The sequence below is a fragment of the Microbacterium sp. BLY genome (assembly GCF_017939615.1).
Lineage (GTDB): Bacteria > Actinomycetota > Actinomycetes > Actinomycetales > Microbacteriaceae > Microbacterium.
The window spans coordinates 2,036,000-2,059,415 of sequence record NZ_JAGKSR010000001.1 but is presented as its reverse complement, the minus strand read 5'-3'; the positions used below and the strand labels follow the sequence as shown (position 1 = coordinate 2,059,415).

The following is a 23,416-nucleotide window of genomic DNA, read 5'->3' as shown; positions in this document are numbered from 1 at the left end:
GACGAAAGGAGGGCCAATCCGCGCGGACTGGCCCTCCCGTTCGCCCGAAGGCTACTTCTTCTTCTTGCTCTGCGCGCGGCGCTGCTCGCGGTTGCCCGCGGCGGGGGCGGCCGGTTCGGTGCGCTGACCGAAGGCGCCCCGCGGGGCCTCCTCCGGCTCCGCGTCCTGCGGGGCCTGTGCACGCGCGGCGGCCTGACGCATCCGATCGGTCGCCGCCTGCTGCACCTGCCCGCGGTCGTTGCGCACCTCGACCTCGCCGGCGTCGTTCGCAGCCGAGTACTCCAGGCGCTGGTCTCCCCCGTCGTTCGCGAGCCCCTTGGCCTCGACCTCCGCCGTCTCGGCGTCGCCGGCGCGACGGACCTCGACCTCGAGGTTGTAGAGGTAGCCGACCGACTCCTCCTTGATCTGCCCCATCATCGACTGGAACATCGCGTAGCCCTCACGCTGGTACTCGATGAGCGGGTCGCGCTGCGCCATCGCGCGCAGGCCGATGCCGTCCTTGAGGTAGTCCATCTCGTAGAGGTGGTCACGCCAGCGGCGGTCGAGCACCTGCAGGACCACGCGACGCTCGAGTTCCCGGGTCGCGGCCTCACCGAGCGTCTCCTCCCGCTTCTCGTACGCGATCTTCGCGTCCGAGAGCAGTTCGCGCGTGAGGCCCTCGGCGGTGATGCCGCCCTTGCGGTCGGCCGCCTCCGAGACGACCTCGTCGATCGTGACGCTCACCGGGTACAGGGTCTTCAGCTCGGTCCAGAGCGCGTCGAAGTCCCAGCTCTCGTTGTGACCCTCGCCGGTGTGGTCGCGAACGACGCCGCTGATGGCGTCCTCGATGAAGTGCTGCACGCGGTCCGCGATGTCGTCGCCCTGGAGGATGTGGCGGCGGTCGGCGTAGATCGCCTCGCGCTGACGGTTCAGGACGTCGTCGTACTTGAGGACGTTCTTGCGCATCTCGGCGTTGCGGGCCTCGACCTGCGACTGCGCGCTGCGGATGGCACGCGAGACGAGGCCGGACTCGATGGGCACGTCGTCCGGGAAGTTGGTCCGGGCGAGGATCGCCTCGGCGGCGCCCGACTGGAACAGCCGCATGAGATCGTCGGTGAGGCTCAGATAGAACCGGCTCTCACCCGGGTCGCCCTGACGACCGGAACGACCACGCAGCTGGTTGTCGATGCGGCGCGACTCGTGGCGCTCGGTGCCGAGCACGTACAGGCCGCCGGCTTCGATGACCTTGGCGGCCTCCTCCTCGACGACCTTCTTCATCGCCTCATAGGTCTCGTCCCAGGCGACCTCGTACTCCTCCGGCGTCTCGACCGGGTCGAGCCCCTTCGCCTTCAGCTCCTGCACGGCGAGGAACTCGGCGTTGCCACCGAGCATGATGTCGGTGCCTCGACCGGCCATGTTCGTCGCGACCGTGACCGCACCGAGGCGGCCGGCGCGGGCGACGATCTCGGCCTCGCGGGCGTGGTTCTTCGCGTTGAGGACCTCGTGCTTGACGCCCTTCTTCGCGAGGAGGCGCGAGAGGTACTCGCTCTTCTCGACGCTCGTGGTGCCGACGAGGACGGGCTGGCCGCTCGCGTGGCGCTCCGCGATGTCCTCCACCACCTGCGCGAACTTCGCCGCTTCGTTCTTGTACACGAGGTCGGGCTGATCCTTGCGGATCATCGGCTTGTTCGTCGGGATCGGGATCACGCCGAGCTTGTACGTCGACATGAACTCGGCGGCCTCGGTCTCAGCCGTACCGGTCATGCCGGCGAGCTTCTCGTAGAGGCGGAAGTAGTTCTGCAGCGTCACGGTCGCGAGGGTCTGGTTCTCGGCCTTGACCGGCACGCCCTCCTTCGCCTCGATCGCCTGGTGGATGCCCTCGTTGTAGCGGCGCCCGACGAGGATGCGCCCCGTGTGCTCGTCGACGATCATGACCTCGTCGTTCATCACGACGTAGTCGGTGTCCTTCTTGAACAGCGCGAGCGCCTTGATCGAGTTGTTGAGGAACGAGATGAGGGGCGTGTTCGCGGACTCGTAGAGGTTGTCGATGCCGAGGTAGTCCTCGACCTTCTCGATACCGGGCTCGAGCACGCCGACGGTGCGCTTCTTCTCGTCGACCTCGTAGTCCTCCCCGGCGACGAGGGTGCGGGCGATCTTGGCGAACTCCGCGAACCAGCGGTTGGCCTCGCCCGACGAGGGGCCGGAGATGATGAGCGGCGTGCGGGCCTCGTCGATGAGGATCGAGTCGACCTCGTCGACGATCGCGAAATAGTGCTCGCGCTGGACGAGGTCCTCCTTGCGCCACGCCATGTTGTCGCGGAGGTAGTCGAACCCGAACTCGTTGTTCGTGCCGTAGGTGATGTCGGCGGCGTACTGCTCGCGGCGCACCGCCGGGGTCTGCCCGGAGACGATGATGCCGGTCGTCATGCCGAGGGCGCGGTAGACGCGGCCCATCAGCTCGGCCTGGTAGCTCGCGAGGAAGTCGTTCACGGTGATGACGTGCACGCCCTTGCCGGCGATCGCGTTGAGATACGCGGGGAACGTCGCGACGAGCGTCTTGCCCTCACCGGTCTTCATCTCGGCGATGTTGCCGAGATGGAGAGCCGCGCCACCCATGATCTGCACGTCGTAGGCGCGCATGCCCAGGGTCCGCTTGGCGGCTTCGCGCACGGCGGCGAAGGCCTCCGGCATGAGCTGATCGAGCGTCTCGCCCTTCTCGTAGCGGGCCCGCAACTCCGCGGTCTCGTTGCGCAGCTCGTCGTCCGTGAGCTGGGAGATGTCCTCCTCGAGGGCGTTCACCGCCTTCACCACCTGGTTCAGACGGCGGATGATCCGCCCCTCACCTGCACGCAGCAGCTTCTCAAGAGGATTCGCCACGGATGTCATCTCCCTGTCATTGGGTCATTAGCCGGTCGCCGCGAAGCGAGCGCCAGGCATACTGTGCCATGTTACCGGGCTGTGACCTCCACGTCGCCTGCATGGGGCCGCCGCGCCGCGCCGGGGAAATTGCCCGGTATGCATATACTCGGCACTGCTTTCCATCCGCCGTCCTCGGGAGACCGGTCATGTCCGTACGCCAGAGCCTGCTCGCCATCCTCGACCAAGGTCCCTGCTACGGGTACCAGCTGCGGCACGAGTTCGACCGTCGGACGGGTTCGACCTGGCCGCTCAACGTGGGCCAGATCTACAACACCCTCGAGCGACTGGAGCGCGATGGCCTCGTGCAGCGCGGCGAGACCGACGAGCACGGACACGTGTACTGGCGCATCACCCCGGCCGGATCGGCGGAGGCCGCACGCTGGCTCGCCACCCCGGTGCTCCGGGCCCCGGCGACCCGGGAGGAGCTGGCGGTGAAGCTCGCCGTGGCGGCGACGCTGCCCGGGGTCGACGCCACGGAGATCCTGCGGACGCAGCGGGACGCCTCCCAGCACCGGTTGGACGAGCTGCGCCGCACGCCCTCCCCCGGTCTCGCCGCCGGCAGCGCGGAGGAGCTCGCCTGGTCTCTCGTGCTCGACTCCCTGGTGTGCGCGGCGGAGGCGGAGCTCCGCTGGCTCGAGCTGGCCGAGGCCCGGCTCGCGCAGCACCCCCACCCGGAGATGGCCCTGGAGCTGACGACGGAGCGCCCCAAACGCGGCCGTCCGGCGAAGACGACGCCCGCGGCGAGCGCCGACGAGCCCCTCGACGCCCTTCCCGCCCCCGTCTGAACCCGCGTTCGCCCGGAGCGGATGCTCAGCCCGCGCAGGCACCGGGGAAACTAGGATCGGCACATGGCTGGATTTTGGGGCAGACGCAAACGCGAACAGGAAGAACTCGCCGCGCAGGACGCGGACCTCGCCCGGCGCGCGGAGCAGGCACTGGTCGCCGCGGACGAGCGGATCCGGACCACGTCCGACGAGCTCGTCTTCGCCGAGGCCGAGCTGGGCGAAGGGCTGACCGCCGACCTCAAGGCCGCCCTGCTGTCGGTGCGCACACACCTGCGCGAGGCCTTCCAGCTCCACCAGCTCAATCACGACGAGATCCCGGACACCGTCGAGGAGCTGCGCACCCGCAACGCCCGCATCCTGCAGCTGTGCGAGTGGGCGCAGGACCTGCTCGACGAGAAGACGGCCGTGCTCGCGGAGTCCGTCGCCACCGTGCGCAAGGCGCCGGAGATCATCGCGCAGGTGCGGGCCGACGCCGAGGCGCTGAGCGCCCGGATCCCGCACACCGATGAGACCGTGGCCCGCCTCTCCGCCCGCTACTCCGACTCCGCCATGCACCAGATCACCGCGAGCGCCGCCGAGGCCGAGCAGCTGATCCGCTTCGCGACGCACAGCGCCGACATCTCCGAGCGTCGCCGGGCCGCCAAGCAGAACGAGGAGGCGAACCTCGCCCTGGAGACCGCGACCGAGGCCACACGCCGCGCCGGGGCCCTGCTCGACGCCGTGGAGGACTTCGAGATCGAGGCGCTCCGCGCCGAGTCGACGCTCGCGGAGGTCATCGCGGATTCCCGCAACGACCTCATCGCGGCCCGGACAGCGCCGTCCACCCCCGCCGTGGCGGAGGCGGTCACCCGACTGCAGCAGGCCCTCGCGGCTCTCACCCCCGCGGGTCAGCCGAACGACCCGTTCGCCGAGCTGTCGCGCCTGCGGGAGGCGAACGCGGCCCTCGACGACGCCATCGCCACGGCCCGCCATCGCGCCGAGAACCCGCTGCCGAGCGTCGCTCAGGTGCAGCACGCGATCGACGACGCGGACCGCCAGCTCGGCGTCGCCCGCGGACTCATCGCCGGCCATCGCGGGTGGATCGGCGCGGACGCGCGCACCCGCCTCGCGGAAGCGGAGCGCCTGCGCGTCGATCTCCCCGTGCTCCTTCCCGCCGAGGAGACCAGGGAGGCCGCCCTCACGCAGGCCCGCCGCGTGGCGTATCTCGCGGCCGAGGCCCTGCAGCTCGCGCAACGCGACATCGACTCGTCCCGCCCGCAGGACCAGGACTGGGGAGGCGGCTGGGGCGGCGGCCCCCGTCGAGGCGGCGGCATGGGCGGCGGGGACATCGCCTCGGGCATCCTCGGCGGTCTCGTCATCGGCAGCCTCCTCGACGGCATCTTCGACTGAGACCGCGGACACAGCGCAGAAGGGCCCGATCCCCGTGGGGATCGGGCCCTTCTGCTGTCGGTCAGGAGGCGAGCGCCTCTGCCGGCGGGGCCTGTGTGCTCAGGGCGATGACACCGTAGTCCCAGCCCTTGCGGCGGTAGACGACGCTCGGGTGGTCGGTGCGGGCGTCCACGAAGAGGAAGAAGTCGTGTCCGACGAGTTCCATGCGGTCCACCGCCTCCTCGACCGTCATCCACTCGGCCTCGAAGCTCTTGGTGCGGATGACGACGGGCGAGTAGTCCTCTTCCTCGTCGCTCTGCACGGGGATGCTGCCGGTCGCCACCGCGTGCAGGACTTCGGCGGACGCCGGCTGCACGTCGATGCCCTCGAGGGACCCGCTGCCCTTCTCGAAGTGCGGACCCCGGGGGTGCTGGCGTCCGTCGACGCGCTTCTCCTTCGCGCGGCGCAGCTGCTCGGTCATCTTGTCGACCGCGAGATCGAGCGCCACGAACTTGTCGCCGTCGACCGCCTCCGCGCGGACGACGGGACCCTTGCCGACGAGCGTCAGCTCGACGGTCTCATCCGGGATGCGACCGTTGCGGTACACCCGATGCGTGACCTTCACATCCAGGCGTTGCGCCTTGGCCGCGAGCGTCTGGATCTTGGCGATCTTCTCTTCGACGACGGTGCGGAAGCGATCGGTGATACCCACCCCGACGCCCACGATGCTCGTTTCCATTGCTGCCTCCTTGTCCCGGTCCGCCCGGCCAAGGGCGGACCGTGGTCGCCTTGTGACACCCCACCGTAGTCCGACCGGCGGCGGAAGTCACGGCCCGAACCCCTGTGTCTCCGGTGAGTCTCCGATGAACCTCATCCGGATCCGCCGGTCATCGGCGTGGCGGCGAGCGCGACGGCGCCGACGACCTCGAATCCGGCCGCGGCGAGTGCTCGCGCGGCCTCGTCGAGCGTCGCGCCCGTGGTCACGACGTCGTCCACCAGCACCACCGGCGCGCCGTGTCCGCTGGCCCGCGCGCCCATCGCCCCGCGAACGTTCTCCACGCGGGCTGCGGCGGGCAGCTCGCGCTGGTCCCGCACCGTCCGGGTGAGCGTCACTGCGCGATGGGGAACGGCTCCGGCTCGGCGGATCAGGAGCTCCGGGACCCGGTAGCCACGGCGGCGGAAAGCGGCGCGGGAGGTGGGCACCGGGACCGCTCGCGTCTCGGGGACGAGCACCGGGATCAGCACGGCGGCGAGCGCCGCGCCGAGCGGCCGGGCCAGGAAAGTCTGCCCCTGCCCCTTGAGGCGGCGCACGCAGGCAGCCGCCGGACCGGCGAGCTCGAGCGCCGCCTCGACCCGCAGACCACCCGGCGTGCGCACCGCGCGGGGCGCCGGCGCGAGAGCGCTCCGACAGGGGTCGCACAACAGCGTCCCGGGGCGCGCGCACCCGGCGCAGGTTCCCGCGAGCAGCAGCGCTCCCATCTCGGCGACGAGCGCATCGATCCGTGTCGCGATCCCCATCCGGAGATCCTCCCGCGCCGGTCGTCCGTCCGGTGCCGTCCCGCGTCTCCGGGGAAGGGTCTCGGCGTGCGCCGTCTCCGTGGAGGAGCAGTCACTCGCCGGCGCGCGTGGCGAGGACGGAGACGCCCTCGGTGACCTCACGCCACGCCGAGCCCGCGTGGGCGAACAGCTGCCCCGTGGCGTCCAGGATGCGCACTCCCGCCGCGGTGCGCGCACCGGCGACCTCCGCGGCGTCGCTCGGTGCGCTCTCCGCCGTCCCGGGCCCGCCGACCGGCTGCACGATGAGCCGCGGCGCGGTCGAGGCGGTCAGCACGGCCAGCCGGTCCGCGCCGAGCCAGACGAGCCCGGTCGTCGACTCGGTGAGCTGCCGAAGCGGGCGCAGCTCCCCCAGCTCCGTCGGGACCCCCGCGTCATCGCGGACGACCGCGGCGACCGCCACCCAGCGCTGTCCGCCCACGACGACGACCGCGGCGACGCGGGCGCCGTCGGCGGAGACGCGCAGATCGGAGATCGACGAGGCGCTCGGCCACGCACCGGCGACCGCGTGCGCGACGACGTCGGCGCCGATCGCCTGCACGGCCTGCGGGGCCCCGGCGGGGACGGACCACACGTACCCGTAGGGATCGAGGGACGGCTGAATGAGCCCGGGGCGCGCATCGAGCTCGTCGCGCGAGTCCTTGCCCACCAGATACACGTGCCCGTCGTCCAGCATCACCGCCGCGGTGGCGTCGTCCGCCGCGACGTCGATGGACCGGATCGGCGGCGGCATCGCGAGGATCTGCGCGCTGACCGCGGGGATCGGCGCGATCTCATCGCCGACGATGCGTCCGAACGCCCCGTCCTTCAGCACGAGCGTCCCCGGTTCCGGCGAGGTCCCGGCGAGTTCGACGAGATCGGCGTCGAGCGCCCTGCCGTCCACGCTGAAGCGGACCTGGGTGATGTTCACGCCGGCGCCCTTCAGCGTCGCCTGCAGCTGCGTGCGCATCCGTGCCAGAGTCGTCTTGTCCAGGCCGGCCGCCGGGCGCGTCAGCGCCACCTCGGCCACCTGCGCGGTGATCAGCACCGCATCCTGCGCCAGCTGCACGTCCGCCGGGAACGCGGTCTGCACCGCCGGGTCGAGCCACTCCGCGGGGGTGCCGCCGACGAGGGCCTGGGTGACCGTCGTCGCGGGACTCTGGCGTCGCGGGAACCAGCGCATGTCGGGGACCAGCCGGGACCAGCGGGCGTCGAACCACTGCAGGGAGTACCCCTCGAAGACGTCCGGGAACCGCGCTTCGTCGATCACCACGCCGTCCGGCGCCTGGGTGATGCGCCATTCCCCGCTCTCCTGACGCTCGAGAGAGAACGGCACGCTCGAGTCCCCCGGCGCGTCGCTGTAGGCGCCCGACTCGTCGACGCTCGCGACGAGTTCGAGGAGCACCTGCACCTCGGCCTCTTCGGCCTCATCCGCCTCGTCCGCGGCCACGTCCGACGTCACGGTGCGCGCCTCGGGACCGGCATCGACCGACACGCCGGCCGACGGACGCCAACTGCGCTGCAGCGACGGCGCCAGGAACTCCCTAGCCGTCGCCCAGTTGTCGGAAGTGGTGATCCCGGCCTCGAGGAACCCCTCGACGATCTCCGCCGGCCCGGCGCCCGCGATCGGGCCCGACGCGACGGGAAGGACGTCGACGTCGTCGGGCGACTCCCCCAGCTCGAGGCCGACCGCGACGTCCCCGCTCGTGGGCAGACCGGCACACGCCGGGAGCAGCAGAGCGACGAGCGCGAGCGCGAGCCCGCGCACCGCGCGCCGACGCACCTGTGCACCGCTCATGGCTGCTCCTTCCCGTCGAGAAGATCAGAGTAGGTCTCGGCGATCGAGATCGGCTGGGTGGCATCGCCGAGCTCCGCGAGCGGCTCCTGCGGTTCCACCGGGATCGGACTGGGCCCGTCGAGGACGCGGTCGTGTCGAGGGATGGTGAGCACGAAGTGCGAACCGACCCCGAGCTCCGACCAGACCGCCAGGGTGCCACCGTGGAGGGTGGCGTCGCCGAGAGCGATCGACAGCCCCAGGCCCGTACCCCCGATCGTGCGCTGACGCGACGGGTCGGCGCGCCAGAACCTGTCGAAGACGCGTTCCGCGTCCCCGGGCTCCATCCCGAGGCCGAAGTCGCGCACGCCCGCCGCCACCGCATGCTGGTTGCTGTCGACGGTCACGACGACCGGGCGGCCCTCGCCGTGCTCGATCGCATTGCCGATGAGGTTGCGCAGCACCCGGCGCACCCGCCGCGGATCCATGTCCACCGGCGAGTAGCCGCCCGGTGCCACGAGCCGGATCTCGGTGCCGTGCTGCTCCGCGAGGGGACGCATCTGCTCGATGATGTCCTCCGCGAGCTGCGCGAGGCTGGTCGCCTCCAGCTCGAGCTGCACCGACCCGGCGTCGTAGCGGCTGATCTCCAGAAGATCCGCCAGGAGCGTCTCGAACCGCTGGACCTGCGCGTGCAGGAGCTCGGCGGTGCGCGCGGTCGTCGGGTCGAAGTCGTCGCGCTGATCGTTCAGCATGTCCGCCGCGAGCCTGATCGTCGTCAACGGGGTCCGCAGCTCGTGCGACACGTCGGACACGAAGCGCTGCTGCACCATCGACAGCTCGCCGAGCTCCTTGATCTGCGCCTCGATACTGTCGGCCATCGCGTTGAAGGACCGTCCGAGCGTCGCCAGCTCGTCCTCGCCGTGCACCTCCAGCCGGACCCCGAGGTCGCCGGCGGCGAGCCGCGCGCTGGTCTCCGCGGCCTGCACGATGGGTGTCGACACGGTCCGCAGCACGATCCAGGAGATGGCGGCGACGATCGCCACCAGTCCGATGCCGGCGATCCACAGCGTGCGCTGCACGAAGACCAGCGTCTGATCGGCGTCCGCGAGGTCGTACGCGAAGTAGATCTCGAAGGCACCGGCCTGGGGCACCTGCAGCTGCTGCCCGACGACGATCCCCGGGACGACGCCGCCGTCCTCGGTGGGCAGGGCCACCGACTGCCACGACTGCACGTAGTCCAGCTCGCGGACCCTGGCCTGCAGCTCCGGACTGAGCAGGTCCGGCGTGAGGCCGGCCGTGAACCCGTTGAGCCGCACGGTGCCCGTGCCGTCCGGGATCTTGAAACCCGCGAGCTGATCCGCGCTCGACGTCCGCGAGAGGGTGTCCGGGATGCTGTTCCACATGTCGGTCAGCGCCGCCGGGTCGTCGCCCACCGCCGCGATGTCGAGGAGCGACTGCGCCTGATCCACGGCACGGCGGGCGTCCTCGAGTGCGACGTTCTTCCGCGACACGAAGAGATCGTTCTGGATCACCAGCGCCATCGTCACGCAGGTGATGAAGATCGCCAGCGACGTCGCCAGCAGGGTGATCGCCAGGGTGCGGAACCGCAGCGAACGCCGCCACAGCGCCGCCAGCACATCCGGCCAGCCGCGCCAGTCGCGCAGCACCGCGACGGCCGTGGTCGCTGTCGTCGCGGCCATCGCGGTCCTAGGTGACGCTGCCGGCGCGGTAGCCGACGCCCCGCACCGTCATGACGATCTTGGGGTTGTCCGGGTCGAGCTCGACCTTGGCCCGCAGGCGCTGCACGTGCACGTTCACGAGCCGCGTGTCGGCCTTGTAGTGGTAGCCCCAGACCTGCTCCAGCAGCATCTCGCGCGAGAACACCTGCTGCGGCTTGGACGCGAGCGCCACGAGGAGCTGGAACTCCAGCGGCGTGAGGGCGATCGGCGTCGTGCCGCGACGCACCTCGTGCGCGTCCACGTCGACCGTGAGGTCTCCGATGCGCAGTTGTTCGCTGGAGGCCTGCGGAGTGGGACGCAGCCGGGTGCGGATGCGGGCCACGAGCTCCTTCGGATTGAACGGCTTGACCATGTAGTCGTCCGCGCCGACCTCGAGCCCCCGGACGACATCCGCGGTGTCGCTGCGCGCGGTCAGCATGATGATCGGCACCCCGGACTCGGCGCGGATGCGCGTGCAGATCTCGATGCCGTCCATTCCGGGCAGCATCAGGTCGAGCAGCACCAGGTCGGGGCGCTGCGCGCGCCACTCGTCGACCGCGCGGGCACCGTCCGCGCAGAACACCGGCTCGAATCCCTCGGTGCGCAGCACGATGCCGATCATCTCGGCGAGCGCGGTGTCGTCGTCGACCACAAGGATGCGTGAGGTCATAACTGTTACCTTATGGCACCGAGTACCGCCCTCCGCAGGTCTGCGCGTCAGCACGCTGATATGACACGATGGGAGCGCACGACGGAGGGAGGCCCGTGAGCGGCCAGACGTGGACCCCAGCCCCCAAGAAGGGCATCATCCCCCTTCATCCCCTGACCTTCGGCATGCTCCTGGGCAAGGCGTTCGCGGCCCTCCGGCACAACCCCAAGGTCCTGTTCGGGTTCGCCGTCGTCATCCAGCTCATCGTCGTGATCGCCACCGCGGGCGTGATGGGCGTCGTGCTGTTCACCACCTTCTCCCGACTGGAGACGGTCTCCCCCTCCTCTCCCGACTTCGAGGCGGTGCTCGCCGGCACGATCGCGATCAACCTCATCGCCGGGCTCGTCGTCGGCCTCGCGTCCATCGCCTTCACCGCGATGATGCAGGGGGTCGTGGCGGCCGAGGTCGGCTATGCGACGGTCGGGGTGAAGGCCACGCTGGGGATGCTCTGGCGGCGGATGCTCCCCGCGTTCTGGCGGCTGGCCGGATTCGCGTCGCTCTCGGTGCTCGCGCTCTTCGGCGGCCTCGCGATCGTCGCGGCGGTCATCGCCGCCCTCATCGCGGGCGGTCTGGGCGGCACACCGGAGATGATCGGGATCGTCGTGCTCGTCGTCGTCCTCCTGGCCCTCGCCGCGATCCCGCTGACGGTGTGGCTGTCGACCAAGCTGCTGCTCGTGCCCTCGATCCTCGTCCTGGAGCGCGCGCGCTTCCGCGAGGCTTTCGTGCGGTCCTGGCGCCTGACCCGCGGGCGCTTCTGGGTGGCCTTCGGCGTCACGTTCCTCATCAGCCTCATCATGGGGCTCGCGATGCAGGTGGTCAGCTTCCCGACCGCGATGTTCTCCTCGTTCCTCGGGACGGTCATCGCCCCGACCGGCGCGAGCGAGCCGAGCGCCGTCATCGCCTACGTCTTCGCGCTCCTCGCCCCGCAGGTGCTGCTCCTCATCCTCCAGGCCATCACCATCGTCGTGCAGAGCACGGGCGGTGTGCTCGTGTACCTCGACTGCCGGATGCGCTACGAGGGACTCGACCAGACGCTCCTCTCGCACGTGGAACGCCGCGACCTCGGCGTGCCGGAGGAGCAGCTCGGCGACCCGTTCGCGGTCGACCCCGCGCGCGCCGTCAGCAGCGCGCCGCCGCCGCGTCAGGTGCCCGAGCACGTCATGATGACCCAGGGCTACGGCTTCCCCCCTTCCGCCGCCGGCGGCACGGTCGGTGCCCCGCCGTTCCCCGCCTCACCGCCTGCTCCCCCGGCCGCGCCGTCCGCCTTCGCACCGCCACCGCCGCCCGCCCCGTCCGCGCCGCCCGCACCCGACGCCGGCACCGGGTGGACGGCTCCGGGTTCCGACGCACAGCCATGATGCGGCGCTTGGACGACGTCTTCGTCCCGGACGGCGATGAGGCACGCCGCTGGGCGGAGGAGGAGCTCTCCCGTCCGCAGTACGCCGACGCGAAACCCACCTGGTTCGATCTGTTCGCCCGCGACGTGATGCGCTTCCTGACCGACCTCTTCAGCGCCGACAACGGCGCCAGCGTCGGTCCCACGGCACTGATCGTCGTCACGGTGCTCATCGCCGCTGCCCTCGTCACCGCGCTCATCGTGTGGGGGCGCCCGCGCCGCTCACGGGCCGTCCGCCGCCCGCACGGCGACCTCCTCGGCGCCGAGGACGACCGGAGCGCGGCGCAGCTCAGGGCCGAGGCCGAGCGCAGCGCCCGGCAGGGAGACTGGGATGCCGCGGTCGTGCTGCGCTACCGGGCGATCGCTCGCAGCCTCCTTGAACGCGATCTCATCGACCCCGTCCCCGGCGCCACCGCCCAGTCGATCGCGCGATCCGCGAGCGCGGTCTTCGCCGATGAGGCCGAGGCCCTGCGTCGCGCCGCCGCCTCGTTCGACGACGTGCGCTACCTGCGGCACCCCGCGCGCGAGGACGACTACCGCCACCTCGCCGCGACGGACGAGCGGCTCCGCACCCACCGCCCCGAGGCGGTGCCCGCATGACGACGACCGCCGCGTCCGATGTCGACGTCGCCACCGCGGAGCGCCCACGCCGCCGCGCCGCCTCCCTCGGAGGCTGGCTCCTCATCGCCGTGCTCGTGCTCGCCGTCGCCCTCGCGGCCTCCCAGCTGGTGGCGAGTGCCCCCGGTGCCCGCGGCACACTCGATCCGGAGAGCCGGGCGGACACCGGCGCGCTCGCGCTCGCGGAGATCCTCCGCGACCAGGGGATCGAGGTCGACGTGGTCCGCTCCCGGGCGGAGGCCGCGGCCGCCGTGGACGAGGACAGCACCCTCGCGCTGACCAATCCCGTCGCACTGTCCGACGACGCACTGGCGGCTCTCCTCGCCCCTGCCGATCGGATCGTCTTCCTCTCGACGAGCACTCATCTGCTCAGCGAGCTCGGGGTCGGGGAGAACGCATCGGGCTCCGTGGCGTCCGCATCCGCGGACTGCGCCGTTCCCGCCTTCGCAGAGGTGGGCCGGATCCGTCCCGACCGTCTCTTCTCGCCGGCCCCGGGGGTCACCGGCTGCTTCGGCGACGGCGACGCCGCCGCCGTGCTCGTGGACGACCGCGACGGGCACCGCTCCGTCGTCGAGGGCGTCAGGCTCTTCAGCAACGCCACCCTCGCCGACGACGGCAACGCCGCGCTCGCGCTCGCCCTGCTGGGCCAGACGGAACGGGTCGTCTGGTACGTCCCGTCGTGGGAGGACACCGACATCCCGGGCACGACCCCGGACACCCTGGGGAGCCTCACACCGGAATGGGTCACCCCTGCCATCCTCCTCCTCCTCGCGGCGGGGATCGCGATCGCCGCCGCCCGCGGCCGGCGTTTCGGTCCCCTCGTCGCGGAGACGCTCCCGGTCACCGTCCGCGCCTCGGAGACCATGCACGGACGCGCGCGACTCACCGCCAAGGCCGCCGACGCCCCCCATGCGGCGGAGGCGCTGCGCGACGGCACCAGACGCCGCCTGGCCCGCCGGCTCGGGCTCGCGGTGAACGCGGGGACCGACGAGGTCGCCGACGCCGCGGCCGACCGGCTCCGGGTGCCCCGCGGCTCGCTGCAGAGCCTGCTATCCGGACCGCCGCCCGCGGACGATGCCGCCCTCGTCGCCTTCGCCCGGCGTCTCGACGACCTCGAGACCGCGGTCGAGGGGACCCTGCAGACCCCACCCGGCGAGACATGAGCGCTCGCCCGCCCCGCTTCCCCTTCCCGACCGACGCCGAGGAGAACCCGTGACCGACGAGAACAGTCCCGCCGACGACGCCGCCCTGCGGCAGGCCATGCACTGCGTGCGCACCGAGGTCGACAAGGCGGTGGTCGGCCAGGCCGGCACCGTCACCGGCCTCCTCGTCGCGCTGCTCGCACGCGGCCACGTGCTGCTCGAGGGTGTGCCGGGCGTCGCGAAGACCCTCATCGTCCGCTCCTTCGCCCGTGCGCTCGGCCTGGACACGAAACGCGTGCAGTTCACGCCCGACCTGATGCCGGGCGACGTGACGGGATCGCTCGTCTACGACGCCCGCACCGGGGAGTTCGACTTCCGTGCCGGACCGGTGTTCACGCACATCCTGCTCGCAGACGAGATCAACCGCACGCCCCCGAAGACCCAGGCCGCGCTGCTGGAGGCGATGGAGGAGCGACAGGTGTCCGCGGACGGCGTCAGTCGACCCCTCCCCGACCCGTTCCTCGTCGCCGCGACGCAGAACCCCGTCGAGCACGAGGGCACCTACTCGCTGCCAGAGGCGCAGCTCGACCGCTTCCTGATGAAGCTGGTCGTCGGGATGCCGGAGCGCGACGCCGAGGTCTCGGTGCTGCGCCGGCACGCCCAGGGCTTCTCGCCCCGTGAGCTGACCGGGGTCGAGGCCGTGATCGGCGCCGACGAGATCCGCGCCGCCCAGCGCGCCGCCGCCCGGGTGGAGGTCACCGACGATGTGCTCGGCTACGTGGTCGACCTCGCCCGCGCGACCCGGCAGTCCCCTTCGGTCGAGCTCGGCGCCAGCCCGCGCGCCTCGACCGGGCTGCTCGCGGCGGCGAAGGCGTGGGCCTGGCTCAACGCCTCCTCCGCCGTCACGCCCGATCACGTGCAGACCATGCTCGTCCCCGTGTGGCGGCATCGCCTCCAACTCCGCCCGGATGCGCAGATGGAGGGCGTCTCCGCGGACGCCGTGCTGACGTCGGTCGTGCAGCAGACCCGGGTCCCGATCTAGGTGTTCGTCACCGGTCGTCTCGCCGTCGCCCTCGCCGTCGGCATCGCGCCCCTGGTCCTCGCCGGGCTGGCGGGGTACCCGCCGTACGCCGTGCTGGGCGGGTGGATCGGCCTCTGCCTCCTCCTCGTCGCTGTCGATGTCATCCGCGCCGGCGCCCCGCGCGCGGCGACGGTGACCCGCCGGGTGCCGGTGCGCGCCCGGCTCGGCGAAACGGTGCCGGTCAGCGTGGCGGTCCAGAATCGCGGATCGCGGACGCTCGATCTCCTCCTGCGCGACGCCTGGCAGCCCACGGCCGGTGCCCCCGAGGAACGCCAGCGGCTGCGCATCCCGCCCGGCGAGCGACGGCGCGTCGACATCCCCCTCCGCCCGCGACGCCGCGGCGAGCTCGTGAGCGCCTTCGTCGTGCTCCGCTCCCGCGGACCACTGGGGCTGGCCGGACGGCAGTCACGGCATCCCGTCCGGGGCGCGATCCGCGTGCTGCCGGCGTTCTCCTCGCGCAAGCACCTGCCCTCGCGACTGGCACGCCTGCGGGAGCTGGACGGGAACACGAGCATCCAGGTGCGCGGGCAGGGCACCGAGTTCGACTCGCTGCGCGAGTACGTCCGTGGCGACGACGTGCGCTCGATCGACTGGCGGGCGACGGCCAGGGCGGGCACCACCATGCTCCGCACCTGGCGCCCCGAGCGCGATCGGCACGTCGTCATCCTCGTCGACACCGGGCGGACGGCCGCCGCCCGGGTGGGCGACGGCACCCGGCTCGACGCGGCACTCGAGGCCGCGCTCCTGCTGTCCGCCCTCGCGGCGCGGGCGGGCGACCACGTCCACCTCCTGATGCACGACCGCGTCACCCGGGCGCGGGTCACCGGGGTGGACGGGGCCGCGCTGCTCCCGGCTCTCACCGACGCCATGGCCCCCGTGCACGCTCGTCTCGTCGACACCGACTGGCCCTCCGCGTTCGCGGCGGTGCGGACGCTGACCACTCGCCCGTCGCTCCTCGTCGTCCTCACGGCGCAGGACGCGGCGGAGTCCGCGCGCGGCTTCCTCGGGGCGTTCCCGACCGCCTCACGCGCCCTGACCGTGCTCGTCGGCTCGGTCACGGACGACGGCATCGCCGCGCTCGCCCGTGCCAGGGACTCCCGGGAGGACGTGTACCTCGCCGCGGCGGCCGAGCGCACCCTCCGGGACGCGGAGAACGTCGCGGACGCGATCCGCCGGGCCGGAGGAGAGGCGATCGCCGCCGATCCCGACGACCTCCCGCCGCGGATCGCGGACCGCTACCTCGAGCTCAAGGCCGCCGGTCGGCTCTGACCTCGGCCGGGGACGTCAGCCCGCGACGAGCCGGGGCGTGCCCGATTCGTACTCGACGAGGTCGCCGGTCTCGCCGAGCCGGTACGCGCGCCGCCCGACCACGAGCATGTAGATGAGGAACACCGCGAGCGCCGCCGCGCCGATGCCGATCTTGATCGGCCAGGGCAGTGCCCATCCCGTCACGAAACCCTCCACGAGACCCGACAGGAACAGCGCGAACACCAGCCCCAGGGCGACGGTGGCCAGCGCCCTGCCCTCTTCGGCGAGCGCCTCGCCCCGGGTGCGGTGTCCCGGAACGACCCAGGCCCAGAACATGTGCAGGCCGGCGGCCGCGGCGACGAAGATGCACGTCATCTCCAGCATGCCGTGCGGAAGGATGTACAGGACCATGAGGTCGGCCTTGTCGTGGATCGCCATCACCGCGCCGGACGTGCCGAGACCCAGGGCGTTCTGCACGAGCATGTAGACGGGCCAGATCCCGGTCACCCCGAACAGCACGCATTGCATCGCGATCCAGGCGTTGTTCGTCCACACCATCCCCATGAACACCGCGGCGGGGTTCTCGGTGTAGTACCCGGTGAAGCTCTCGTCCGCGTACTGCTGGAGCGCATCGGGTGGCCCCAGGGTGGCGACGAGCGCGGGGTCGCTCGCGATCCATGCCGCTGTGCCGACGGCGACCGCCACGAAGGCGAGGGCGATGACCAGGGTGGTCCGGCGGAGGCGGTACAGCGCCGCCGGCAGTTGGAGGCGGAAGAAGCGCGATGTCTGCGTGAGGACGCTGTCCGAGGCACCGGTGAGACGGAGCCGGGCCCGCACGAGGATGGTCGACAGGTACGCGCCCTGCGGCGAGTCCCCGACGGACGTCTTCAGCTCCGCCAGGTCGGCGGAGGCGGCCCGGTACCGGACGATGAGCTCGTCCACGCCCGCCCCGTCCAGCCGGGCCCGGCTGAGGGCGTCCAGCCGCTCCCATTCGGACCGGCGCGCGTCGGTGAGGGCATCGGCATCCACCTGATTTACTGTACTCATGTCCGCGCAGATCGACGTCTCCGACGAGGTGCTCTCCGGGGAAGCGGTCGCGATCGACGTGCAGCCCGTGGGTTTCCTCCTGCGGGCGGCGGGAGCGGTCATCGACATGCTCCTCGGCTACGCCGTCTTCATCGGGTCGATCTTCCTGCGCCTCTGGCTGCTCGACATCGGCGTCCTCGACGACGCCACCGACCGCATCGCGCTCGTCGCCTCGCTCGTCCTCAGCTTCGTCGTCCTCCCCCTCACGATGGAGGTCGCGCTCAGAGGACGCAGCCTCGGAAAGCTCGCCGTCGGCGGCCGGATCGTGCGGGTGGACGGCGGCGCGGCCGGATTCCGCCACGCCTTCGTCCGCGCCCTGCTCGGAGTCCTCGAGATCTACCTCACCTTCGGTGGGCTCGCGGTCCTCGTCGGGGCGTTCACCTCTCGATCCCAGCGCCTCGGCGATCTCGTCGCCGGCACGTACAGTCAGCGCGTGCGCACCCCCGCGCTCGTGACGCTGCCGCCGACACTGCCGCCCGCGCTGACCGGCTGGGCGCAGGTCGCCGATGTCGCCCGCCTCCCCGACCGCCTGGCCCGCCGCATCTCGCAGTTCCTCGTGAGCGCTCCGCGCATGCTCCCGGCCGCGCGGGAGCGCGTCGCACACGACCTGCTCACGGAGGCGGCGCCCTTCGTCTCGCCCGTTCCCGCCGCGCCGCCCGAGCTCGTGCTGGTCGGGATCACCGCTCTGCGGAGGCAACGCGAACGGCGGGCGCTGGAGAATTCGGACCGTCGCGCCGAACGGCTGACGGGTCGCCGACTGGGCGTCTGACGACCGCCGTCACGCGAGCGGCCTCACCGTCGTCGAGGACGATGGCCGCTCAGGCGCGGAGAGCCTCGTGGCGCACGACCAGCCATCCCGCCGGGACCGAGAGCCGGTCGGCGTGCGGGGAGCACAGATCGTGGGCCTGCGGGTCGTTCGCCGCCCCGAGCGGCCCGAGCGCGGCCATCTGGTCGCCGTAGTCATACGTCAGGGTGGCCACCGCTTCCCGCGCGCAGCCGACCTTCGAGCACAGTCGTCCGTCCATCTCCGTCAGCGTACGACGCCCCGCGGCCGCGGCGCCGATGCCGCGCCGGGAGCGGCCGCAGCGCCTAGACTTTCGGCATGCCCCGTCGCCGTTCCGCCCCCGCGTCCGCCGCCCGCCGCGGCGCCCGGCACGGCCGGCACGGACGTCTCGGGCGCAGCGAGGTCGTGAAGCCGCCGCTGGCACCGTTGGACGGCCGCATCGACCGCTTCGACCTCACGGTCGGCACCGCCGTCGAGTTCCTGCGCGGCACCTGGCCGGAGCTTCAGGACGTGCGCTTCGAGATCGGTGCGCTCCCCGCCTTCGAGGCCGACGGCGAGGTGCCCCGCTGGCACCTCGACCGCGACCGTCGCCGGATCGTGCTGTTCCGCATCCCGATCGAGCGTCTGCTCCCCCCGGGGCACGACGACGCGACCCACCGCCGGATGGCGATCGAGAGCGCCGTCTTCCGCGCGGCGGCCGAGTACGTCGGCCGGGAGCCGTGGGATCTCGGACACGACCACTGACGACGGGCGCGGTCAGGGGTAGACGGTGATCGACGTCTCCACTCCGGGCGACGGCGGGACCGGGACCACGGCGAGCGCGCCAGGCGCGGTCATCGCCACCGCGGCGTGCACCTCTCCCGTGGGACGGAGGAGGTAGGTCGTCCCGGCGGTCACGTCGACGCCGCGCGTCTCGCCCGCGGCGACGACGACCTCCTGCGGAGCGCCGCCGTCGATCGACTCCAGGGTGACCACCGCCTCCTCCTCGGACGTGTTGGCCAGAAGGAGCCGGGGGGACGGACCGGACGGCACCGCGAGGGCCACGTCGGCGTCGATCTGCGGCGCCGGGGTGACCCAGGCGAAGTCCGAGTCGGCACCGAAGCCGTCCTGCTGACGCACGCCGGCGACCACGGGCGCCTCCGCGTCGATCTCCACGGTGTACGTCCCGGGCTCGAGGCCGCTGAGCGACACCTGCGCCGGTTCGTCCGCCGTCAAGGGCACCGTGAACTCGTCGGCGCCGGCCCCACCGCCCTCCGGGATCACCCGGACATCGGCGCGCGCGTCCGCTCCGGGAGAGAGCAGGCGCAGCACGGTCATGTCGCCCTGGTCTCCGTCCGCCGCGAAGGCCTGAACACCGGGGAGGACGAGGTGCTGCTGCGGTCCGGAGACGGCCTCCTGCTGATCGGCGCCGACGGGATCGAGCACCTGCACCAGGGCGGACTGCAGCACGGCGCGGACGGGAGCGCCCACGGCGCTCACCTTGACGACCGGGACATCGTTCCCCGCAGCGAAGGAGGTGAGCGGGAGCGCGATCTGCGTGTGCGCGGGAACGATGACGGTGCGGCCGCCACGGGCCGTCCCGTAGACGGCGAGCGTCACGGTCGCAGGGACCTCGGAGGCGTTCGCCAGCAGGACGACGTCCTCCGCACCGGTCCCGACCGTCCCTCCGACCAGCCAGGACTCCAGGCGCGGCACGCCGCACGGCGAGGCGGCGAAGCCGGCGATGTCGTCCGCGGCGAGGGTCCACGATTCGGCTCCGGCGATCAGCGGCGCCGTGCGCCCTTCGACGGCGCCCGTCAGCACGGGCACCTCGCGGCCGTCCACGAGATCGGGGACGGCGAGGCCCGTCTGCGACGGTGCGCCGTTCGTGCCCCCCGTCGTCAACTCGGAGGTCGCCGCCGCGCGCATCTCCAGGGGCGCGGCGGAATTGCGCCCCAGCGCCCGGAAGTCCCCGCTGCACACCAGGACGCTGTCACCGGGAAGCGGCGTCACCTGCTCCTGGGCCGGTTCGTGGGTCACCGTCGGCCACGGTGCATGGACAGCCGCGGCGACGCCCAGCACGCAGGCGGCCGCGACCACGACGCCGGTCACGACCCGTGCGCTGGTCGCGGCGACGCGGAATGCGCGAGTGCCGGTCATCGGTCGTCCTCCTCGGTCCGGGTGCCCCGGTCGCGCGGGGCGGGTGCGCCCCCGTCCTCGTCCTGGGCGACCGCGGCGTCGTCCTCCTCCGTCGCCGGGTCGGCGGGAGCGGCATCGTCGTCCACGGGGTCCGCGTCGGCGATCGGCGCGAGTGCCTCGTCGCTGAGGGCCGGCTCGTCCTGCGGGTCCTCCACGGCACCGACGGGCGGCTCGTCCGCCAGCTCGGGCTCACGGTCCTCCGCGTGGCGCGGCAGCACCAGCGGCTCTTCCGGAGCTCGGCCGACGATGCGCGACTGCGCGCGGGCGGCGCGCCGGGACGCGCGTGTCGGGATGGAGAGGAGCAGTGCCGCCAGGACGACGAGGAGCTGGAGGGTGAGGACGAGTCGCGCCGTGCCCTCCTGGCTCGCGCTGAGCCCTGCGGGGGCCGCGGGTTCTCCTTCGAGGCGCCACAGGACGCCACGGTCGGTCGATCCCGCCTGCACGAGTCCTGCCCGCTGGTCGATCGCGGCGACGGACGCGGTGCGCAGGGAGCGCGCTCGGTCGCTCTCCCCCGCCTCCTCGGCGAGGAGCACATAGCTGATCCCCTGCGCGAGCAGCTGCGCCGGCGCATCGAAGTCGCGCGCGGAGATCAGGTCGACGGCGAGGGTGGAGATGTCGGACCCCTGCGGCTCGACCGCGGTCGAGAGCAGGGTGGTCTGCGCACCGAGCGTCTCGCTCGCGCCGTGCACGACCTCGACGGCGAGACCGCCGTCGTTCCGCGGCGTGAGGATGAGGGTGGCGACCGGACGGTCCCCGGCGGCCTGCGCACGCACGTAGGCGGGGAGCGTCGACTCGGGACCGTTCGTGAGGAGCGTGCGGTCGGCGTGGAACGCGGTGAGGGCGGGGACGGCGCAGGCCACGAGCGCGACGGCGGTCAGGCCGGTCGCCGCGGCGCGCAGCCGGGGCAGCGTGAGGGCGGTGTCGAGCGTCACCGTCGCTGCGCCCACCACGCCGATCCAGGCGAGACTGAGGCCGGTGCCGGGCCAGATCGGCACCGGCGTGCCCTGCGCGAAGGAGACACTGATCCCCACGGCGAGGAATGCGGTCGCGAACCCGGTCAGCGCGACGACCAGCAGGGTGATCCCGGCACGCCACCGCGGCGACACGGCGGAACCGAGGGCGAGGAGCGCGAGGGGCGCGCCGAGGAGCGCCGCCCAGGTGCCGGGCAGCACGGTCGCCCAGCCGGCGAGGTCGGTCGTCGGGAATCCGGTCGCGATCGCGAGACGCCCGGCGGCATCCGCCGCGGCCTGAGGACCGGGCCAGACCAGGCCGGGGTCTCCGAACAGACCAAGGGGCGTGCCGTGGGCGAACTGCCAGAACGCGAGGGGCGCGAAGAGCACCACCGTGGGCAGCGGCAGCCACAGCAACCGTCCGGCGCCGCGGAACTGCGCCGTGCCGAGCACGATGCCCAGGGCGACCACCCACAACAGCGCGAGGGCGGGGGCGAGGACGGGAGCGCAGGCGACGACCGCGGCGAGGAGGAGGGAGGCGCTGCCGGCGGCGCCCCAGGAACGGTGCGCGACGACCGCCGCGTGGAAGAGCCACGGGAGCAGCAGATGCACGAGGACTGCGGCGGGTCGCCCGTCGACGAGCGCCGTGAGGAAGGTCGGGGCGAGGGCCCAGGCGATGCCCGCGAAGATCCGCAGCCCGGAACGGTCGGTGACCCGGGTCGCCGCGAACCAGCCGCCGAGCACGGCCAGCGGCAGCGCGAGGATCCAGAGCAGGACCATGGCGAACGACGGTGCCCCCGGCCACAGGGAGCCGAGCACGGCGACGACCGCGGCGAAGGGATCCGCCGGGCCGACGAGGTCGATGCCGAGGCCGCGTACGCCCCAGGCGGCGTCCTGCCAGAGCGCCCCGACGGTCTCGCGCAGCGGCAGCAGGCCCCCGCCGCCGATCGCCGGCCAGGCGAGGAGGCTGGTGAAGGAGGCGATGCTCACCACCAGCGCGGCCAGCACGGCCCAGGCGCCGCCACCGGAGAAGAAGCGGAGCTCGCTGACCGCCCCGTGTTCACTGCCGTGTCCGTCGTCGAGCCGGCGCCGCAGTTGTGCGGAGGTCACGCGCAGCGGGGCGATGCTGGCCCAGGTGGACGACCGGAAGGAGCGGATGCGGGAGCGCGATCGTGTGATCGCGCCGAATCGGATCATCGCCGTGAGCGCCGCTCCCCATTCCGGGAGGACGGCTTCGGGACGCTTGCCGACGAGATGCGTGATCGACCGCCAGAGGGCGAGCGGGAGGAAGGTCAGCCAGTGCAACGGCACCGCGGCCGCGGGGGCATAGGCGAGGCGTCGGTGCAGCTGGGCGAGGCGGGTGACGAACGCGCGCCGGGAGCGTCCGGTCGGCAGCGCCGCGGGGCCGTCCGGCGCCGCGGAGACGCGCGCCGCCGGCGCGAGCACGACGCGGCCACCGCCGAGGCGCGCGCGCACGCCGAGGTCGAGACCCTCGTCGGCGCCCGCGAGTGCGGGATCGGGGCGCAGGGCCTCGCGGACCTCGCCGCGGATGAGCATGCCCCGGATGTCGGCGCCGAGGGCGTCGTCCATCCGGTCGTGCTGCCCCTGGTCCAGCTCCCCTGCGGCCAGTTCCACGGAGCGACCGAACGTGGTCATGCTCACCCCGAGCGAGACGATCTCCCGGTCGTTGTCGGTGGCGACGAGCTTCGGGGCGACGATCGCGGCGGAGGGGGAACGTTCCAGCATGCCGGTGAGCCGCTCCAGCGCCCGCGGATGCGGCGCCGTGTCCTGCGCGAGGATCCAGATGGCCGATCCCTCGAGGACGCGGGGGCGGGCCAGCTCGACGGCGTCGGCGAACGACGTCGAGGAGCGGGCCTCGATGATGCCCTCGACGGTGGCGGCGACGGCTTCGCTCTCACGAGCGGTGGCGGCGTCGCCGCACATGATCAGCGTGACCGCGGCAGGACGGACCGTCTGGCTGCGGACGGCCTCGAGCGTGCGGAGGAGCTGGGCGCGGGCCGAGGGGCCGGGGCGCGCGACGATGAGGGCATGAACTCGGGCTGGCATGACGTGGTCAGCCTATGCGCGCCGTCACGCGCCGCAGGGCACCGCTCCCGGCGCGCCCGCGAAGCCGCGCGTGGGGACGGG

General features: G+C 72.6%; 19 protein-coding genes. 9 read left to right on the top strand and 10 right to left on the bottom strand.

Features of this window, described 5'->3' with window-relative positions; translation table 11 throughout:
• Window positions 1-51: 51 nt before the first annotated feature.
• The gene (gene secA / locus KAF39_RS10100) at window positions 52-2,856 is read right to left on the bottom strand and encodes a preprotein translocase subunit SecA (RefSeq protein WP_210677132.1); all 2,805 of its coding nucleotides are present in this window, start codon (window positions 2,854-2,856) and stop codon (window positions 52-54) included.
• A 188-nt stretch (window positions 2,857-3,044) separates the two neighbouring features.
• On the opposite strand from secA, the gene KAF39_RS10095 reads away from it, so the two are divergent.
• Together KAF39_RS10095 and KAF39_RS10090 are read left to right on the top strand one after the other, a co-directional pair.
• Window positions 3,045-3,683, top strand: coding sequence for a PadR family transcriptional regulator (locus KAF39_RS10095; protein WP_210677131.1), 639 nt, complete (start codon window positions 3,045-3,047; stop codon window positions 3,681-3,683).
• Between the two features lie 63 nt (window positions 3,684-3,746).
• On the top strand, window positions 3,747-5,072 hold the full coding sequence (locus KAF39_RS10090; RefSeq protein ID WP_210677130.1) for a hypothetical protein: 1,326 nt from the start codon (window positions 3,747-3,749) through the stop codon (window positions 5,070-5,072).
• A gap of 61 nt (window positions 5,073-5,133) precedes the next feature.
• On the opposite strand, the gene hpf is transcribed toward KAF39_RS10090, so the two are convergent.
• The 5 genes from hpf to mtrA all read right to left on the bottom strand — a co-directional run bounded on the left by hpf (window position 5,134) and on the right by mtrA (window position 10,746).
• Entirely contained in the window at window positions 5,134-5,790 is a 657-nt protein-coding gene (hpf, locus tag KAF39_RS10085) for a ribosome hibernation-promoting factor, HPF/YfiA family (RefSeq protein ID WP_210677129.1), read from the bottom strand.
• 131 nt (window positions 5,791-5,921) lie between these two features.
• Entirely contained in the window at window positions 5,922-6,569 is a 648-nt protein-coding gene (locus KAF39_RS10080; protein WP_210677128.1) for a ComF family protein, read from the bottom strand.
• A 91-nt stretch (window positions 6,570-6,660) separates the two neighbouring features.
• Window positions 6,661-8,382: an LpqB family beta-propeller domain-containing protein gene (locus KAF39_RS10075; protein ID WP_246878282.1), complete on the bottom strand. Its 1,722-nt coding sequence runs from the start codon at window positions 8,380-8,382 to the stop codon at window positions 6,661-6,663.
• Complete coding sequence (gene mtrB / locus KAF39_RS10070) at window positions 8,379-10,058, bottom strand: MtrAB system histidine kinase MtrB (protein WP_210677127.1); 1,680 nt, start codon at window positions 10,056-10,058, stop codon at window positions 8,379-8,381. The genes KAF39_RS10075 and mtrB overlap by 4 nt, the downstream gene beginning before the upstream one ends.
• A gap of 7 nt (window positions 10,059-10,065) precedes the next feature.
• Window positions 10,066-10,746: an MtrAB system response regulator MtrA gene (gene mtrA, locus KAF39_RS10065; protein ID WP_025103044.1), complete on the bottom strand. Its 681-nt coding sequence runs from the start codon at window positions 10,744-10,746 to the stop codon at window positions 10,066-10,068.
• 95 nt (window positions 10,747-10,841) lie between these two features.
• Between mtrA and KAF39_RS10060 the strand changes: the two genes are divergently transcribed.
• The 5 genes from KAF39_RS10060 (at window position 10,842) to KAF39_RS10040 (ending at window position 16,291) form a co-directional block, all read left to right on the top strand.
• Window positions 10,842-12,143, top strand: a complete 1,302-nt coding sequence (locus tag KAF39_RS10060; protein ID WP_210677126.1) for a glycerophosphoryl diester phosphodiesterase membrane domain-containing protein — start codon at window positions 10,842-10,844, stop codon at window positions 12,141-12,143.
• Window positions 12,144-12,151: 8 nt separating this feature from the next.
• The gene (locus tag KAF39_RS10055) at window positions 12,152-12,781 is read left to right on the top strand and encodes a DUF4129 domain-containing protein (RefSeq protein ID WP_210677125.1); all 630 of its coding nucleotides are present in this window, start codon (window positions 12,152-12,154) and stop codon (window positions 12,779-12,781) included.
• On the top strand, window positions 12,778-13,962 hold the full coding sequence (locus KAF39_RS10050; protein WP_210677124.1) for a DUF4350 domain-containing protein: 1,185 nt from the start codon (window positions 12,778-12,780) through the stop codon (window positions 13,960-13,962). Before KAF39_RS10055 ends, KAF39_RS10050 begins: the two co-directional genes overlap by 4 nt.
• Before the next feature lie 97 nt (window positions 13,963-14,059).
• Window positions 14,060-14,983, top strand: coding sequence for a MoxR family ATPase (locus tag KAF39_RS10045; RefSeq protein WP_246878618.1), 924 nt, complete (start codon window positions 14,060-14,062; stop codon window positions 14,981-14,983).
• A complete protein-coding gene (locus KAF39_RS10040; RefSeq protein WP_210677122.1) occupies window positions 14,984-16,291 on the top strand; it encodes a DUF58 domain-containing protein in 1,308 nt (435 codons plus the stop codon). It begins immediately after the preceding gene.
• A 15-nt stretch (window positions 16,292-16,306) separates the two neighbouring features.
• On the opposite strand, the gene KAF39_RS10035 is transcribed toward KAF39_RS10040, so the two are convergent.
• Window positions 16,307-17,299 (bottom strand): stage II sporulation protein M, encoded by a 993-nt coding sequence (locus KAF39_RS10035; protein WP_210677121.1) that lies wholly within the window; start codon window positions 17,297-17,299, stop codon window positions 16,307-16,309.
• Between the two features lie 16 nt (window positions 17,300-17,315).
• Here KAF39_RS10035 and KAF39_RS10030 point away from each other — a divergent pair, with 16 nt between their 5' ends.
• Entirely contained in the window at window positions 17,316-18,125 is an 810-nt protein-coding gene (locus tag KAF39_RS10030; RefSeq protein ID WP_210677120.1) for an RDD family protein, read from the top strand.
• A 49-nt stretch (window positions 18,126-18,174) separates the two neighbouring features.
• On the opposite strand, the gene KAF39_RS10025 is transcribed toward KAF39_RS10030, so the two are convergent.
• Complete coding sequence (locus tag KAF39_RS10025; protein ID WP_021199833.1) at window positions 18,175-18,381, bottom strand: DUF3499 family protein; 207 nt, start codon at window positions 18,379-18,381, stop codon at window positions 18,175-18,177.
• A 77-nt stretch (window positions 18,382-18,458) separates the two neighbouring features.
• Between KAF39_RS10025 and KAF39_RS10020 the strand changes: the two genes are divergently transcribed.
• Entirely contained in the window at window positions 18,459-18,884 is a 426-nt protein-coding gene (locus KAF39_RS10020; RefSeq protein WP_246878280.1) for a hypothetical protein, read from the top strand.
• A gap of 12 nt (window positions 18,885-18,896) precedes the next feature.
• Here KAF39_RS10020 and KAF39_RS10015 read toward each other — a convergent pair whose 3' ends face one another.
• On the bottom strand, window positions 18,897-20,279 hold the full coding sequence (locus KAF39_RS10015) for a DUF5719 family protein (protein WP_210677119.1): 1,383 nt from the start codon (window positions 20,277-20,279) through the stop codon (window positions 18,897-18,899).
• A complete protein-coding gene (locus KAF39_RS10010) occupies window positions 20,276-23,335 on the bottom strand; it encodes a glycosyltransferase (protein WP_210677118.1) in 3,060 nt (1,019 codons plus the stop codon). Before KAF39_RS10010 ends, KAF39_RS10015 begins: the two co-directional genes overlap by 4 nt.
• Window positions 23,336-23,416 lie beyond the last annotated feature (81 nt).

What these genes read in the sequence shown, in the direction of transcription:
- KAF39_RS10095 (WP_210677131.1), top strand. Translation starts at nt 3,045, where the DNA reads ATGTCCGTACGCCAGAGCCTGCTCGCCATCCTCGACCAAGGTCCCTGC.
- KAF39_RS10090 (WP_210677130.1), top strand. Translation starts at nt 3,747, where the DNA reads ATGGCTGGATTTTGGGGCAGACGCAAACGCGAACAGGAAGAACTCGCC.
- hpf (WP_210677129.1), bottom strand. Translation starts at nt 5,790, where the DNA reads ATGGAAACGAGCATCGTGGGCGTCGGGGTGGGTATCACCGATCGCTTC.
- KAF39_RS10080 (WP_210677128.1), bottom strand. Translation starts at nt 6,569, where the DNA reads ATGGGGATCGCGACACGGATCGATGCGCTCGTCGCCGAGATGGGAGCG.
- KAF39_RS10075 (WP_246878282.1), bottom strand. Translation starts at nt 8,382, where the DNA reads ATGAGCGGTGCACAGGTGCGTCGGCGCGCGGTGCGCGGGCTCGCGCTC.
- mtrB (WP_210677127.1), bottom strand. Translation starts at nt 10,058, where the DNA reads ATGGCCGCGACGACAGCGACCACGGCCGTCGCGGTGCTGCGCGACTGG.
- mtrA (WP_025103044.1), bottom strand. Translation starts at nt 10,746, where the DNA reads ATGACCTCACGCATCCTTGTGGTCGACGACGACACCGCGCTCGCCGAG.
- KAF39_RS10050 (WP_210677124.1), top strand. Translation starts at nt 12,778, where the DNA reads ATGACGACGACCGCCGCGTCCGATGTCGACGTCGCCACCGCGGAGCGC.
- KAF39_RS10045 (WP_246878618.1), top strand. Translation starts at nt 14,060, where the DNA reads ATGCACTGCGTGCGCACCGAGGTCGACAAGGCGGTGGTCGGCCAGGCC.
- KAF39_RS10030 (WP_210677120.1), top strand. Translation starts at nt 17,316, where the DNA reads ATGTCCGCGCAGATCGACGTCTCCGACGAGGTGCTCTCCGGGGAAGCG.
- KAF39_RS10025 (WP_021199833.1), bottom strand. Translation starts at nt 18,381, where the DNA reads ATGGACGGACGACTGTGCTCGAAGGTCGGCTGCGCGCGGGAAGCGGTG.
- KAF39_RS10020 (WP_246878280.1), top strand. Translation starts at nt 18,459, where the DNA reads ATGCCCCGTCGCCGTTCCGCCCCCGCGTCCGCCGCCCGCCGCGGCGCC.
- KAF39_RS10015 (WP_210677119.1), bottom strand. Translation starts at nt 20,279, where the DNA reads ATGACCGGCACTCGCGCATTCCGCGTCGCCGCGACCAGCGCACGGGTC.
- KAF39_RS10010 (WP_210677118.1), bottom strand. Translation starts at nt 23,335, where the DNA reads ATGCCAGCCCGAGTTCATGCCCTCATCGTCGCGCGCCCCGGCCCCTCG.